General features: G+C 68.1%; 12 protein-coding genes and 4 pseudogenes. 8 read left to right on the plus strand and 8 right to left on the minus strand.

Translation table 11 applies throughout. The annotated features are described in order from the left end of the window. The first annotated feature begins 917 nt into the window (after nucleotides 1–917). On the plus strand, nucleotides 918–1484 hold the full coding sequence (locus AB0I94_RS28700) for a hypothetical protein (protein WP_363312590.1): 567 nt from the start codon (nucleotides 918–920) through the stop codon (nucleotides 1482–1484). Nucleotides 1485–1717: 233 nt separating this feature from the next. On the opposite strand, the gene AB0I94_RS28705 is transcribed toward AB0I94_RS28700, so the two are convergent. Beyond that, complete coding sequence (locus AB0I94_RS28705; protein WP_363312591.1) at nucleotides 1718–2512, minus strand: alpha/beta hydrolase; 795 nt, start codon at nucleotides 2510–2512, stop codon at nucleotides 1718–1720. Between the two features lie 105 nt (nucleotides 2513–2617). Here AB0I94_RS28705 and AB0I94_RS28710 point away from each other — a divergent pair, with 105 nt between their 5' ends. The 4 genes from AB0I94_RS28710 (at nucleotide 2618) to AB0I94_RS28725 (ending at nucleotide 7451) form a co-directional block, all read left to right on the plus strand. Further along, nucleotides 2618–3298: a TetR/AcrR family transcriptional regulator gene (locus AB0I94_RS28710; protein WP_363312592.1), complete on the plus strand. Its 681-nt coding sequence runs from the start codon at nucleotides 2618–2620 to the stop codon at nucleotides 3296–3298. Nucleotides 3299–4588: 1290 nt separating this feature from the next. Further along, a complete protein-coding gene (locus tag AB0I94_RS28715) occupies nucleotides 4589–5590 on the plus strand; it encodes a terpene cyclase (RefSeq protein ID WP_363312593.1) in 1002 nt (333 codons plus the stop codon). An 11-nt stretch (nucleotides 5591–5601) separates the two neighbouring features. Next, entirely contained in the window at nucleotides 5602–6942 is a 1341-nt protein-coding gene (locus tag AB0I94_RS28720; protein WP_363312594.1) for a cytochrome P450, read from the plus strand. Between the two features lie 230 nt (nucleotides 6943–7172). Then, a complete protein-coding gene (locus AB0I94_RS28725) occupies nucleotides 7173–7451 on the plus strand; it encodes a hypothetical protein (RefSeq protein ID WP_363312595.1) in 279 nt (92 codons plus the stop codon). Nucleotides 7452–7635: 184 nt separating this feature from the next. Here AB0I94_RS28725 and AB0I94_RS28730 read toward each other — a convergent pair whose 3' ends face one another. From AB0I94_RS28730 to AB0I94_RS28750, 5 genes and pseudogenes are all read right to left on the minus strand, one after another. Next, nucleotides 7636–7992 carry a class I SAM-dependent methyltransferase gene (locus tag AB0I94_RS28730; protein ID WP_363312596.1) on the minus strand — a complete coding sequence of 119 codons (357 nt, stop codon included), beginning with the start codon at nucleotides 7990–7992 and terminating at the stop codon, nucleotides 7636–7638. Between the two features lie 34 nt (nucleotides 7993–8026). Beyond that, nucleotides 8027–8137 (minus strand): annotated as a pseudogene (locus AB0I94_RS28735) (hypothetical protein); the annotation flags it as partial. Nucleotides 8138–8150: 13 nt separating this feature from the next. Further along, nucleotides 8151–8276 (minus strand): annotated as a pseudogene (locus tag AB0I94_RS28740) (IS5/IS1182 family transposase); the annotation flags it as partial. A 217-nt stretch (nucleotides 8277–8493) separates the two neighbouring features. Further along, nucleotides 8494–8583, minus strand: a pseudogene (locus AB0I94_RS28745) (DNA-binding response regulator); the annotation flags it as partial. Nucleotides 8584–8796: 213 nt separating this feature from the next. After that, nucleotides 8797–9918: a glutamate--cysteine ligase gene (locus tag AB0I94_RS28750; protein ID WP_363312597.1), complete on the minus strand. Its 1122-nt coding sequence runs from the start codon at nucleotides 9916–9918 to the stop codon at nucleotides 8797–8799. A 245-nt stretch (nucleotides 9919–10163) separates the two neighbouring features. Here AB0I94_RS28750 and AB0I94_RS28755 point away from each other — a divergent pair, with 245 nt between their 5' ends. Continuing rightward, complete coding sequence (locus tag AB0I94_RS28755; protein ID WP_363312598.1) at nucleotides 10164–11558, plus strand: NAD(P)/FAD-dependent oxidoreductase; 1395 nt, start codon at nucleotides 10164–10166, stop codon at nucleotides 11556–11558. 27 nt (nucleotides 11559–11585) lie between these two features. Here AB0I94_RS28755 and AB0I94_RS28760 read toward each other — a convergent pair. Further along, a pseudogene (locus tag AB0I94_RS28760) lies at nucleotides 11586–11874 on the minus strand (amidase); the annotation flags it as partial. Between the two features lie 68 nt (nucleotides 11875–11942). On the opposite strand from AB0I94_RS28760, the gene AB0I94_RS28765 reads away from it, so the two are divergent. Both AB0I94_RS28765 and AB0I94_RS28770 read left to right on the plus strand, forming a co-directional pair. After that, on the plus strand, nucleotides 11943–12173 hold the full coding sequence (locus tag AB0I94_RS28765) for a hypothetical protein (protein ID WP_363312599.1): 231 nt from the start codon (nucleotides 11943–11945) through the stop codon (nucleotides 12171–12173). Next, a complete protein-coding gene (locus tag AB0I94_RS28770) occupies nucleotides 12137–12466 on the plus strand; it encodes a cytochrome P450 (protein WP_363312600.1) in 330 nt (109 codons plus the stop codon). The genes AB0I94_RS28765 and AB0I94_RS28770 overlap by 37 nt, the downstream gene beginning before the upstream one ends. Before the next feature lie 143 nt (nucleotides 12467–12609). Here the strand turns inward: AB0I94_RS28770 and AB0I94_RS28775 are convergent, their stop codons facing one another. Further along, nucleotides 12610–14358, minus strand: coding sequence for a protein kinase (locus AB0I94_RS28775; protein ID WP_363312601.1), 1749 nt, complete (start codon nucleotides 14356–14358; stop codon nucleotides 12610–12612). Nucleotides 14359–14401 lie beyond the last annotated feature (43 nt).

Raw genomic sequence — 14401 nt, forward strand, 5'->3', positions numbered from 1 at the left:
GAAGAGCGGGACATGCATCGGATGCAACTCCGCTCGGATCCGGGCGAAGCGCACTGGATGCCGCCAGGCCCCCGCTCGCTGGCGGTGTCGACGGTGATCTCGGCGGCCAGGTCGGGCTCCACCAGGACGACATTCGACGGCGTCCGTGATCCCCAGGAGGCGGTGAACCAGAGGCCTTTCCAGGGGTGGTCGGGTCCGGCCGCCGTGAGTTGTCCGGTCAGCTGTCGTACGGCGTCGGCCCGTAGCGGTGTGCTGCGCCCGACGGGGCTCAGGTTTCCGTGCGGGTCGAGGCGGCCCAGGACCAGGCTTCGGGGGTGGCTCGGTGTGCCGGTGATGACGCCGATGATCGCCTCGGTCGTGTCCCGGCGACGGACCTTGCTCAGCGCGCGGCAGCTGGACGTCCGGGACTTCGGGGACGCCCCGGCCTGACCCCGCCCGGCCACCGCCCGCGCCCCGCCGCCAACCGCCCTCCCACGGTCGGCGGCCGCCCCTCCGACCGGTCTACCGCCCCCGACCCGAGCACCCACCGGCTTGACCATCACTCCGCCGCTCGCCGTCCAGCTGTAGGCCTCAACGATGCGCGACCGACATGTCCGGCGCGATGACGCAGAGCCTCGCCTACCTGGCCTCGGAAGGTGTCCGATGACCCGCAGGAACAGCCCGCCAACGGGCCCCATGGGCGTCGCGGTAGGTGGTGCTCCCTATCACCGCAGATCAACACGTCCACCCGCTCGCAGACGCAGTTGGGTTCATGTTGGCGGGTTGTTGGCGGGCCACGTCACGATAGCTGCGTGGCGGGTGATGGCCCCCTGAAGAAAACCAGGAGACCAGCCTTCACACGAACATCCGCTCACCTGCATCAAGGGGCGCGACGCCGACCAGTTGTCGCCCCCTGTCTAACGAGGGAATCCAGCTTGATGAACGTACGTCGTATACCTTCTGTGCGGCTTTCGCCCACGGGCCGTAAGGCCGTCTCCTTCGCGCTGGTCGGCGCGACCGCCGCCACCGTGCTGACGGCCATGGCCTCTCCCGCCTCCGCCCTGAGCTGGAAGTGCAACACCAGCTCCCGCTCGATCGACGACCGCAGCTACTCCGGCCCCGCGCCGGACAACATCGACATCAAGGTCAAGAACTGTGTGGCCCGCTCCGGCAGCTACGTCTACGCCAAGGCGACGATGTCCTTCGACTTCCCGCCGACCTACGCCGGCGGCGACATCGGCAACACCATGACCGGCGCGACGATGCCGCTGTACGTCAAGCGCTCCGATGCGGGCGCCGACACCCTGCTGGGGACGAAGACCTACAACGTCCGAGATGACTTCCAGCGGATGAACGGCAGCGGCAACGGCACCTTCACCACGTCGACGACGAAGAAGAAGGTCGGTAGCGGCCGCTTCTACACCGACAGCGCCATCAAGATCAACTGGGTGAACGACGGCAAGGGCTACTTCCACTACGGCTTCGAGGCCTCCGGCACCCGCTGACCCGTGCACACCGCCGGACCGGGGCGCGCACGCCCGGTCCGGCGACAAACTCGTGATTGCCCATCAGGCAGCCCTGCACCTCGCGGGCGTCCTCATCTGGGCCCGATCCTGACCAAAGAGACAGAATTTAGCTCAAGAAGCCCCGTGCCCCGAGCCCGGTCAGGGCGCGGAACTGCCTCGAGGCCGGGGCGACCGAGCCCCGCGCCTGTCGGGGAGGGCGGCAGGGAACCAGATCAGGGGACCAGGAACTCGGTCAGCACCGGTGCGAGGATCTCCGGTGACACCACGTGCTCCTGCCCTTCCAGGAGACGGAAGTGTCCGGCAGGCAGCGCGTCCGCGATGGTCCTGGCGGCGTCGATCATCCACTCGGGACTTGCCCCACCCGCCAGGACCAGTGCAGAGCAACTCACGCTGCCCGCCTGCTCAGTGGGAGACCTGCCGCCCCGGCTGTGCGCACTCATCACCTCGAAGGGGTCGTGCAAAAGCGTGGGGCTGTTCGCCAGCATCGCCGGGTCCTGACTCATGTGCGCGAGCACCTCGGGCGGCAGGCCCATCGGGGCCAGGAATAGCTCGATCGCCTCACCGCGCCGCCCCTGGGACAGGAGTGCCTCGATCTTCTCGGCCTCTTTCCGCTCCGCCCGCTGCTCTGCCGCGCTGCCCGACCCGAACGGGGGCTCGTGCAGCACGATGTTGTCGAGGGACAGTCTGCGCGCGGCCGCGTGCAGGACGAGAGCCGCCCCCGAGGAGTGCCCGTACAACGACGCCGTCCCGCCGGCCTCGACCATGAGGGCACGCAGGTCGTCGATCTCACGCTCGACCGCGTACGGCACGGTGTCTCCGCTCTCGCCCCGGCCTCTGCGGTCGTAGATGAAGACCGTGAAGTGGCGCGACAGTTGTTCGGCCAGCGGGCGGTATGCCGCCCGCCCCTGCAACGCCGCAGCGATCAAGATCAGTGGTGCCCCGTCGCCGCGGCGCTCGAAGGCGATCGAGGTACCGTCGGCGGACGTCACCCGCTCTTCGTTCCCCATACTTCTCACCTTAGAACTAGACTGTCCAGTACTTCATTTAGAGTACTGGGCCGTCCAGTACTCTGGAAGTGGTGCGAACAGGGGGCTCTACAAAGAGGAGACAGCGTGGCCGAGGCCGTATCCAAGCAGGACAGGCCAGCGAGGTCCGGGCGGCAGTCAAGCCGCGAGCCGGTGGGCCGCTCCGCCCAGAAGCGCGCGGCGATCATCGACGCGGCCCGCACAGTGTTCCTCCGCGACGGGTACGGAGGGGCGGGCATGGACCAGGTCGCCGCGCTGGCCGCAGTGTCCAAGCAGACCGTCTACAAGCACTTCACCGACAAGAAGAGCCTGTTCACAGCCATCATCACCACCGACATCGCCGCCACCGAGGCACTCACCCGCGACATGGTTACGGCGCTGTCCGAGAGCCAGGACCTCAAGGCGGACCTGCACCGGTTCGCCCGGCAGCACATCGTCCATGTCACGCAGCCGCACCTGATCCGGCTGCGGCGCCTGATCATCGCGGAGGCCGATCGCTTCCCCGAGCTGGCCCGCACCTGGTACGACAGTGGACCCGAGCGCGGCCACGCCTCGCTGGCCGCGGAGATCCAACAGCTCGCACAACAAGGGCGGTTGAGGGCCCCCGACCCGCTGCTCGCCGCCCAGCACTTCAACTGGCTGATCCTGTCGATCCCGCTCAACCAGGCCATGTTCCACGGCAGCGACACCGCATTCACCACGGCCGAGCTCGACCACTACGCGGATGAAGCAGTCCGAGTCTTCCTTGCCGCGTACGGGGCCCTCTGACTCCCGGCTTACCCAGACCACGGCGGTGGGACTACTGACTTCGGCTCGTCAGGTGATCTTCAGTGAAGTTGCCGACGAGATGGGAGCGTTGCCTGTATCTCATGGTGTGCGGGATGCAGATGACATGGTCCTTTCCGTACGCCGCCTCCCAGTTCAGGCTGCCGTTCCCGGTCACCCCGGACATGATGGTCGACGCCATGCTGACGGCTGACGCCCACGCCTAGGTCCAGGCACACCGGCGCCATGGCAGCCCGCGCGGCCTGAGAACCCGCGAACTCTTCGCAACTGAGGCCGCCTTGGTCGCAGCCGTCCCCCACGCCCGGACGGCCCTGAAGGTCGGCACCCGGGCCGTCCGCGCGGCGTTCCTTCAGCTGCGCGACAGAGGAGGCCGGGCTTTGGCATGGGCAGGCAGCGGATCCTGGTGCTGGCGGCCACCGGCGGGCGCCCTTGTGCTTCTCGCCGGGGCCCATGAGGCCGTCACTCTGCAGGACGCGGCGCAGGCGTTCATCGCACAGCGGTGTTGCAGCGGGTGAACTCCAGGGCTGAGCACCATCACCATCCAATGAGCCTGGGCTCCCGATGGGGCCCGGGCGCAACCGCTGTCTCTGTGCCCACCCTGGGACTCGAACCCGAAACCCTGCGGCCGATATCCCCGAGCCGGGACCGGTCCCGCGCACCTCTGCCGTTGGGTCATGTGGACTTGTGTCGTCCTCTCCGGCTCGGCATGGATCTAGCCCACCGAACCCGCACCCGCCGATGTCGCGGAACTCAGCACGCGGATCGCCCGTCTCGAATCCGGGTGTGAGTAGTTGCGGTATAGAGAGTGCCGCTGAGATTGATCATGGTCTGGCTGGCGCCGGGGCGTGCGGATCATCCGGCCGCCGGATGCAGACTCGGCGGGGCGAGGGATGTCGACAGCGTCCTGAAGGCTGAGTAGCCGCCTTGAACCGTCTCTGTGAGGGAGGCGCCCTCAACCCTTGGTCCGCGAGATTACCCATTCGGCGAACCCCACTTGCCGCTGTTGCAGGCGGTTGCGCATGAGGGAGCCGACGGCGGCAACCCTCGTCGTGGCCGCCGCTGTGACAAGGGGTCTGTGACCGCTCTTCCGTGATGGCTACGTAGGGCTCCGCAACGCCCAATACGGCATCGGACTGACACGCTATGGAAGCGCGGCCGGACGCGCTTTCCCGTCCCCCCTCCCTGGCAGCGGTGGCCGTCGGTCTGGGTATCAGCGACCACGAGTAAGGGTAGACCTGCTGATATATCTCATCGTGGCTTTCGGGAGCAGCCTTGCCGCAGGACGTGGATTTCGACATCCCCTTACCGGCCCGCTACAACCCCCACCATGACCAGGCCGAGCGGCACAATCTGGAATGGCTGCGCCATCACAGAATGCTCGTTGATTCCAAGGCCGTGGCGCTGTACCGGTCGTGGGAATTGGCTGACCTGGCCGCCCGGTGCTGGCCCGAGTGCAAGGTGGACGATCTCGCGCTGACGGTCGACGCGAAGAGCTTCTACTTCCTGTTTGACGACCAATTCGACGGACCGCAGGGGCAGGATCCCGCGAGCGTCGCGGCCGTCTGCCAGGAACTCATCGACATCGCCCAGCAAGACCCCGCCGCCGCGCCACGCTCGCCAGTGGCCACAGCTTTCGCCGACTTGTGGGCGCGCAGCAGGGAGGGCATGTCCCGTTCCTGGGTCACCAGAACGGCACACGACTGGGAGCGGTACTTCGCCTCCTACCCCCATGAGGCCGTCAAACGGTGCGCCGGGGTCGTACCGACGATGGACGACTATTTGACGATCCGCCGCAGCTCTGCCGCCACGGAGTCGGTTACCGACATGGTGGAGCGGCTCAACCGGATCGAGGTACCCCCGATCGCCTTCCACAGCCCCGAGCTGCAGCTTATGCGTCAGATCGCCGCCGACGTCCCGTTCATGTGCAACGACGTGTACTCCTATGAGAAGGAAACCGCCCGCGGTGACGTCTACAACCTCGTGACAGTGCTGTGCCGGGAGCGCCGTTACTCGGTGGCGCAGGCTACCGAGGAAATCAAAGCCATGGTCGCTGAGCGGGTCCGTCGCTTCCTACAGTTGCGGGCCCAAGTTCCCAACATGCTCCACGAGCTCGGGCTCAGCGACATGCAACTGCGATATGTGGGCCGGTACATGACTGGCCTTGGTGACTGGCTGCGTGGCCACAACGACTGGATGACCGCCACGATCCGTTACCGGACCGGCGGCAGCCCGCCCCCCGACCAGCCTGGCCACCTCGACCCGCTCCTCGATTAAGCGGTGACCTCATGACGTCCGCAGCCCCCAACACTCCGGCCCTGCGCGCCGCGCCCGGCCGCCTACCCCTGCTCGGCCACGCTCCCTGGCTGGCCCTGCGCCGGGTCGATTACCTGCAGGAATTGCGCACCCACGGCGACGCCGTGCTCATCCACCTCGGACGCAAACCCGCCTACGTCCTCAACTCCCCCGACCTCATCTACGGCCTGCTGGTCCAGCACGCCGACAAATTCTCCAAAGGACTGCTGTTCGACCGTGCCCGCCCCTACATGGGGAACGGTCTGCTGTGCTCCTCCGGCCCGTTCCACAAACGCCAACGCCGTCTCCTCCAGCCTGCCTTCCATCGCGACGCCATCAACCGCCTCACCGCACGCATGGCCCAAGCCGCCGCCCGCCACGTAAAGCAGTGGCGCGACGAGCAGACCATCGACGTCGAGCACGAAACCCGCGCGCTGGCCACCGCGATCATCGTGAAGACCCTGTTCGCCACCGACGAGGTCAAACCCCTTGCCGAATTGGTCGAACGCTGTCTGCCGCGGTTCGTGACCGGCGTCGGCCACCGCACCCTCCTGCCCACCGCCCTCACCCGTATCTACACCCCCAGCAACCGCCGCTTCGACGCCATAGCCGCCGACCTACGCCGCACCACCTTGTACCTGGTCGCCCAGTACCGCCACGCCAGCAGTGATCGAGACGACCTCGTCTCCATGCTGCTGGCCGCCCGCGACCCGGCTGACCACTCCATGACCGACCAGGAGGCAGTGGACGAAATCATTACCTTGTTGATCGCCGGCATCGAGACCTCCGCCACCACGCTGGCTTGGACCTACCACGAACTCGGCCGCCACCCTCAACTGCGCCAGCGCCTCCACGCTGAGGTCGACCAAACCCTGGCCGGCCGCCCACCGACCACCGACGACCTGCCCCGCCTGCGGTTCACCGCCGCCCTACTCAACGAGATCCTGCGCTTGCATCACCCCAACTGGCTGCTCATGCGCCGCGCCGAGGATGATGTGGACCTGGACAGCGTACGAATCCCCGCGGGCGCCGAGGTCATCTACAGTCCCACCACACTGCACCGAGACCCCCACCTCTTCCCCGACCCGCAACGCCTGGACCCGGACCGATGGCTGCCCAGTCCCCCACCCCTTCCCCGCTGCTCCTTTCTCCCGTTCAGCGCCGGCAACCGCAAATGCGCCGGCGAGGCGTTCGCATGGAACGAGCTGCGTATCGTCCTGGCAACCGTCGCCGCCCAATGGACCCTCGACCCGGTACCAGACAAGAAGGTCAAAACAGCCATCGACGGAATCGCCCACCCCCGCCACCTGCTCATGACCACCCGTGCCCGCTGACGCTGACGGCCCGGCCAAAACCACCCCGCGACACTCGCCACACTGTCCCGGCTCTATCAACTCCTGAGGTCCCCGTGGCAGTCACAAATGTGCGTCCAGAACCTGGAGGGCGCCCCATCAAACCGTCAATTGGACAGTCCCGCACCAGCCCGGACGGAGCCCGACCGCCAGTTCGCCGCCCACCGCAGCCTGGAAGGGCCAGCGCTGGCCGGTGTTCGGCGAGGCGCTGTATGCATCCACCGCGGCAACACTCTGGCGACCAGAACCTGTACTGGACCAAGTTCCTGCCCGGCCAGGCATGGACCGCGGACGTGCAGTTTCCCAACCACCTCAGCGGCGCCGGGCCGGCCGCCGTCGTCTACCGGGACAAAACGGCACCAGGGACCAGCTGCTGGTCGTCCATCGCGGCTGGGGCAGGAACCGGCCCCCCGGCTCGGATGCCGCCGACGTCGAAGCCCCAGCCCGCCGCCGAACACGCCGCGGCCGCCACCGCCCCCGGCGCCCTCTGAGCACCCCCAACTGGATCCCGGCTGCCAGGAGCGCGGTTGTGGGGGCCGTCGGTGAACGGGATCGCCGACAGCCGGTTGGTGCCGCATCGGCCGGGAGCCCGCCCGGTCGGTGGCCCTCCTAGTGATCTGATGCGGTCCGGCGCTGTTCAGGATCCGCACGGTCCTTGGACGGCGTTCGGCCCGCTCAGACTTGTACCACCAGGAAGTACCGCCCGCCGTAGATGACCTCGCCGTCCAGCTCAGTGCTCAAGCTCTGCGGGGTAAAGCGGCGCCGGTAGATGGAGTAGGTGTCCTGTTCCACAGTGCGTACCTCGTGCCGCTCCTGGTGGGTGCCGCTGTCGCTGCGCAGGTCGATCACGAGGAGTTCGCGGGCGACGCGGCGGGCCTCGGTGAGGAACAGGGCGCGTTCGGCCGGGCGGAGCAGGCCGTAGAAGTTGGCGGTCACCAGCCGGTCGAAGGCACCGGTGGCGAAGGGCAGGGGCGGAAACAGGGCCTGCATCAGGCGGGCGTCGGGGACGCGGGCACGGGTGAGGGCGAGCATTTCGGCACTTTCCGAGAGGGCCGAGGAGTAGCCGTCAGCGCGCGATTATCGCGGTGAGCGCTGCCGTCAGTTCGCTTTCCGGATCGTCCGCGGCCTTCTTGGCGCGCCAGGCCACGACGGCATGGGGGCGGATCAACGCCACTCCGGTCGGCTCGACCCCGGCGCCTGGGAGTCAGCCGTCGCCACCGGCTGCCGATCTCCCGGCGTCGTGCCGCCAACTCCCGGCTCGGGGAGTGGCGCAGGCGTGCGGTGGACAGGTCAATGGCCGACGGGTAGACAAGCACACGAGGCTCCCGGCACGACGGTCGATCTTGATCGACACCCCGTCTACCAGGAGCTTCGTCGTTCTGGCGATGCGGAGTCGGGGAGTTCGTCTGTTCAGGCTGTCGACGGCAGGAACCCGTGTTCTGCCATCCACGTGTCTTTGAAGGTCGGCGATGCGCTCCCCCGAGCAGCCGGGGCAGTATCCGCGCCGCGGCCGAGTAGGCGATGCCCAGGGGTCAGTTTGGCGAAGATCCGAACCACGTGGGTCTTCACTGTCGCCTCACCGAGCGTCACTTCGCGTGCCAGTTCGGAATTGGGAGAGAGGCCGCTGTGACGGCGGCGAGCCATCGCGAGGCTGGATCGGCTCAAGCCCAAACACCCCGCGCCCCTTGGCCCCTTCGCCATCAGGAGAGAGCGCACATGCACCGTCCCGGCGCCTTCGCCGCCTTGCTCGGCCTGACCCGAGCCGCAAGCGCCATCGGGGATTTCTGCGTTGGGTTCAAGGGTGTCGTCGTCGTGCCTCGTGAGTGCGTGCGTGGGTCATGTGGGGTCGGCCGTAGCGCTGACGCCGGAGATCAGGTCGTCGACCACATCCTGCAGGCTTGACCGGCGCCGGTACGCGGCGCGTTGGCGGTCGGCGCCGTTTCCGACGGTGCGCAGGCGTACGTAGTTGGACCGGACCGTCTCCAAGTCGCCGTGCTGCAGCAGGGCCGGGCGGATCCAGGACAGCATGTGCTCGGCCTGTCTCCAGGCCGGTACGAGGCGGCCGGTGGTGAGGTCGACGCTCTTGCCTCTCAGGCCGTCGCGTGCCGCGCGCCAGCAAGCGGCCCGCAGTATTTCCGGCTCGGGCCGTGGCGCCCGCTCACGGGCAGCCACCGCTTGGAGTGCGGTCGCCGCAAGCGCACGTACGACAGCGGCCAGCAGGACGGTGTCCTCAGTGGCGTACGCCGCGTCGGCGACCCTGACCTCCAGTGTGGGCACATGATGAGAGGGTCTGATGTCCCAGTACAGGCCACCGTGGTCCATGATCGCGCCGGTGGCGATGCAGTGGCCGACGAGGTCGTCGTAGTGGGCGGGGGATTCGAAGTACGGCGGTGGGCCTGCCACCGGCCACCGTGCCCAGGCCATCGTGCGCCAGCTCGCGTATCCGGTGTCCCTTCCGGCCCAGTACGGCGAATTCGCCAGCAGGGCGAGGAGCGTCGGAAGCCAGGGCCGCAGGTGGTTGCTGACCTGGAGTACATGGGTCGGGTCCGGCATGCCGATGTGGATGTGGCAGGCGCAGACGGTCTGTTCGTCACCCAGGGCGCGGAAGTCCGCGATGCTCTGCGTGTAGCGCGCCTTCTGGACGATGGGAGGGGGTGCGGGCTCGTCCAGGACAGGTGTTCCGCTGGAGATGGCGTGGATTCCCTGACGTTCGGCGGCGCGGGCGACCGCGGTCCGCATGGCACGTACCTGATCCGCCAGGGCGGGCAACTCCGTGTGCGCGTCGGTGCGCGCCTCGACCTGATAACGCGTCAGCTCGGTCCCCACCCGGTCACCGAGTTCGGGCCACGCCCCGCCCACCACCTTCTCGCTCTGCGGCCTGAGTTTGCGCGACACAGGGTCGACCAGCAGGTACTCCTCCTCCAGTCCCACCGTCAGACGTTCTGATGCCTTCAGCACGCAGGTCCTTCCGCGTTCTGCGGCGGCAAGAAGTGGTCTTGCGCGTCGGCGACGGGTCCGTCTCTATGGGACAGGGACAGGGGGACCATGCTGTCACCGGTGCAAACGGCGGTACAGGGCAATTCCGGGCACGCACGCCGCACGGCACGTCCTGGCGTTCTTGCTGTCCTGCTGTCCTGCTGTTCCGCTGTCCTGCTGTTCTTGGCGTTCTTGGCGCGGAATCTCTACAAGGCGAGGGGCTGAGCGTGAACGAACGGATACAGGTACTTGTCACCGGAGGCGGACCGGCGGGCACCACCGCGGCCACACTGCTGGCCCGGCAGGGCTTCGAAGTGACCCTGCTGGAGCGTGACCGCTTCCCCCGCTACCACATCGGAGAGTCCTTACTGCCCTCCCTGTTGCCCGTCCTGGACGTGATGGGTGCCCGTGAAGCGGTCGAGCTCCACGGCTTCACCCGCAAGACCGGAGCCTTCTACGGCTGGAGCGGGCAGGAGTGGCAACTGCAGTTCGACACTCCCGACCGCCCCGCCGCCTACAGCTTCCAGGTCATCCGCTCCGAGTTCGACCACCTGCTGCTGGAACACGCCCGTGAGCAGGGAGTCAACGTACGCGAGGAGACACGGGTACGCCGCGTGGGCTTCGACGGCGAGCGTGCGACCTCGGCGGAATGGACCTCCCGGGACGGCCGCCGTGACGGGCAGACACGCTTCGAGTGCCTCGTCGACGCCTCCGGCCGGGCGGGACTCCTGTCCGCACGACAGTTGCGCACGCGCCGCTTCCACGACGTCTTCCGCAACGTCGCCGTCTGGTCGTACTGGCGCGGCGCCTCGCCCCTCGAGGGGACGCCCGAAGGCGCGATCGGTGTCTTCTCCCTGCCCGAGCACGGATGGTTCTGGGCCATTCCTCTCCACGACGGCACCCTCAGCGTCGGCCTGGTGACGGACAAGCACTCCTTCAATCGGGCCAGAGAGCAGAACGGCTCCCTCGACGGCCTCTACGAGGAGGCACTCACCCAGTGTCCGCTCCTGGGCCGCATGCTGGACGGCGCGAAGCGGGTCTCCGGGCTCCAGGTGGAGAGCGACTATTCGTACGTGGCCGAGGAGTTCTGCGGCCCTGGGTACTACCTGGCCGGGGACGCCGCCTGCTTCCTGGACCCACTGCTGTCCACGGGGGTCCACCTGGCCATGTACAGCGGCCTGCTCTCCGCCGCCGCCATCGGCAGTGTCCTGCGTGGAGAGTTCGACGAAATGTCGGCCCAGCACTTCTACCGCACCGCCTACCGGCACGCCTACGAACGCCTGCTGATCCTCGTCGGCGCCTTCTACCGCATCCACGACGGCCGCGACGTCTACTTCCGCAGGGCCCAGTCCCTCAGCCACCGCGACCAGCAGGACTTGCGGCTGCACGAGTCGTTCCTGAACATCGTGACCGGCACCGAGGACCTCGGCGACGCTCAGAACGACGCCGTCACACAGCTCTTCGACAGGCTCGCCCGCCCCCTCCACGGACACCGCGCCCAGGGTCTGGGCGGCCATGGCACCAGCCACATGGTCCCCCTGCCCACGCGGCCCGAGCAGGCATCGGCCGGCCTGTACCTCACGCTCGACCCGGTGGGACTGCGCCGAGCTACGTCGAGCTGACGCCGGCGGTTCGGCCTGGCCCCGTGTTCACCGTGGCGCGCTGGCGGCCGCGATCGTCGGCAGGTAGCGGGGTGCTCGCCAGGCCTTCAACCGGTGCTCCACCGCGACCCCCAGAGACAGAGCAGCTTGGCGTCCTGGTGGTCACCGGCCATCAGAAGCAGGCCGACCGGCATTTCGTTCACGGAAGCGGCGGGCACCGAGCGGGAGGGGTATCCGGCGACGGCTGCCAGCGTGGAGGAGGGGATGACGTCGTTGTGGCCGCGGGCGCCGTCCACGCGGGCGGGTTCGTGGGCGCCGCGATCGCGTCCAGGCGGTGGGGGTTATCGCCTCGTCGATGGAGAGCCGGGACATCTCGCCACCGGCACGCTGGACCACGGTGAACTGGTGGCCGTGGCGCAACTGCTCATCGCGGCGGGGCTCGACACGACCTCGAACATGATCGGGCTGGCCTGCGCGATGCTGCTGCGGCATCCAGAGCAGTTCGCGGCGCTGCGCGCGGACCCGGCCCTGATCCCGTCCTCGGTCGACGAACTCCTGCGGATTCTCACGATCGTCCAGCACGGCACGGCACGGCGCGCGTGGCGACCCGCGACGTCACGATCGGCGGCTTACTGATCGCCGAGGGCGACGGTGTCATCCGCTCACTCGTCGCCGCCGATCACGACGAGGGTGTGTTCCCGGACGCGGGCCGCTTCGGTATCGGCCGGGACGCGAGCGCCCATCTCGCTGTCGGCCACGGTGTACATCAGTGCCTCGGGCAGCCGCTCGCCCGGGCCGAGTTGGAGATCGTACTGCGCCTGCTGTGCGAGCGGTTCCCCGCCCTGCACCGCCCCGACAACACGGAAGAACTGCGCTTCCGGGACGAGAGCTTCGTCCACGGGCTGCACACGCTGCGGGTCGCCTGGTAGCCGTACGGGCGGGAACGCCAGTGCGGCTAGGAGTTGTCCGTCGATCATTGATGGCGGTCAGGTAACTCCCGGAGACTGGCCCTCCTCCCGTGTCGGCAATGTTGTGACCGCCGCGTTCCGTTCAAGTGTCCAGCCTGGTTGGTTCAATCCGTTCGAAATGGCCTCAATGACGGCCAGTCGGTGAGGGGGCGCGGTTCTTGGAGGCGGCCCTTGCCGGAGCGGTCGCCCGCGGTGTGGACGAGCAGGTACTGATCGCCGGAGAACACCCAGAAGCGATGGTCGTCACCCGGAACCGGCAGGACCGCGTCGACCTTGTCCGTGAAGCGGTCCAGGCCGCCGAACGTCTTGCGCCACTGCGCGATCGGAGCAGGCCCGCTCACCCGCCGCGCCGCCGCCGGGTCCGCACCCACCTCAACGACCATGTACTCGCTGCCGGAGAACACCCAAAACTTGCCCCGCACACCCGGAACCGGCATCACCGCATCCACACGACGCGAGAAGCCCGGGGCCTCACCGATGCTGTTGCTCCAGTCGGTGAGGGGGCGCGGTTCTTGGAGGCGGCCCTTGCCGGAGCGGTCGCCCGCGGTGTGGACGAGCAGGTACTGATCGCCGGAGAACACCCAGAAGCGATGGTCGTCACCCGGAACCGGCAGGACCGCGTCGATCTTGTCCGTGAAGCGGTCCAGGCCGCCGAACGTCTTGCGCCACTGCGCGATCGGAGCAGGCCCGCTCACCCGCCGCGCCGCCGCCGGGTCCGCACCCACCTCGACGACCATGTACTCGCTGCCGGAGAACACCCAGAACCTGCCCTGCACACCCGGAACCGGCATCACCGCATCCACACGTGAGCCTGCATGGGCACTGGTGGACGTCTGCCTGGTTTGATTGGGCGAACCAGATCCGGAGTCGTCTCCGACGATGTATGCCGTCACGCCTGCTCCGGAGAGCAGCACCACCACGGCGATCGCCCCTGTGATCGCCATGCGGTGCCGGTTCGCCCCTGCGGCCGACGTGCGGCGCCGGTTCGCGCGTGCGGGCTGCACCGGCTGCCGCAGTGTCGCCTGCACCGTTTGGGGAACGCCGTCGACTATCGATCGCAGCGCGTCTGCGAGCTGTGCGCTGGACGGGCGCTTGGCGGGGTCCTTGTCCAGCAACTGCTCGATGACGTCGCCCAGCGGGCCCCGGACGTGGACGGAGGGCGGTTCGAAGGCGACGGCGAACGAGGTGGCCGTGAGGTCCCCGCGGGCGAAGGGGGTCTGGCCCGAGGCAAGGAAGCACAGAGTGACGCCGAGGGAGAACAAGTCGCTGGCCGGTCCGGCAGGTTGATCGCGTAGGCGTTCCGGGGCCATGTACTCGGCCGAGCCGACCACGCCCCCCGGGCCCGTGAGACCTGTGTGACCGGACAGGGCGGCGATACCGAAGTCGGTGAGCACGCTGCTTCCGTCGGCACGCAGAAGCACGTTGGCCGGTTTCACGTCACGGTGCAGCGCACCGGCCGCGTGGACCGCATCCAACGCGGTCAGGACCTCCAGGCCGACGCGGGCTGTCTCCACCGGTGACAGGAGCCCGCTCGATCGCACTCGCTCGCTCAGCGAGCCACCCGGCACCAGTTCCATGACGATCCACAGACCGCCGTCGAACTCCACCAGATCGTAGATGTCGATGACATGCGCGTGCGTCACCCGGGCGATCGCCCGCGCCTCCGACAGCACACGCCGCATCGCCGCCTGCTGCTCATACCCGCCGCCAACAGCATGGAGTTCCTTGACAGCCACCGTCCGCTGCAACAGATGGTCCCAGGCACGCCACACCGTGCCCATCCCGCCGCTGCCCAACCGGTCGCCGAGCACGTACCTGTCGGCAACGACTCGCCCGCCCACACTTTCGATCACGACGAGACAATGTACATGCCGACTACCAGGGCGATTAGGGTGA

Source organism: Streptomyces sp. NPDC050147 (genome assembly GCF_040660195.1).
In the GTDB taxonomy this organism is placed as follows: Bacteria; Actinomycetota; Actinomycetes; order Streptomycetales; family Streptomycetaceae; genus Streptomyces.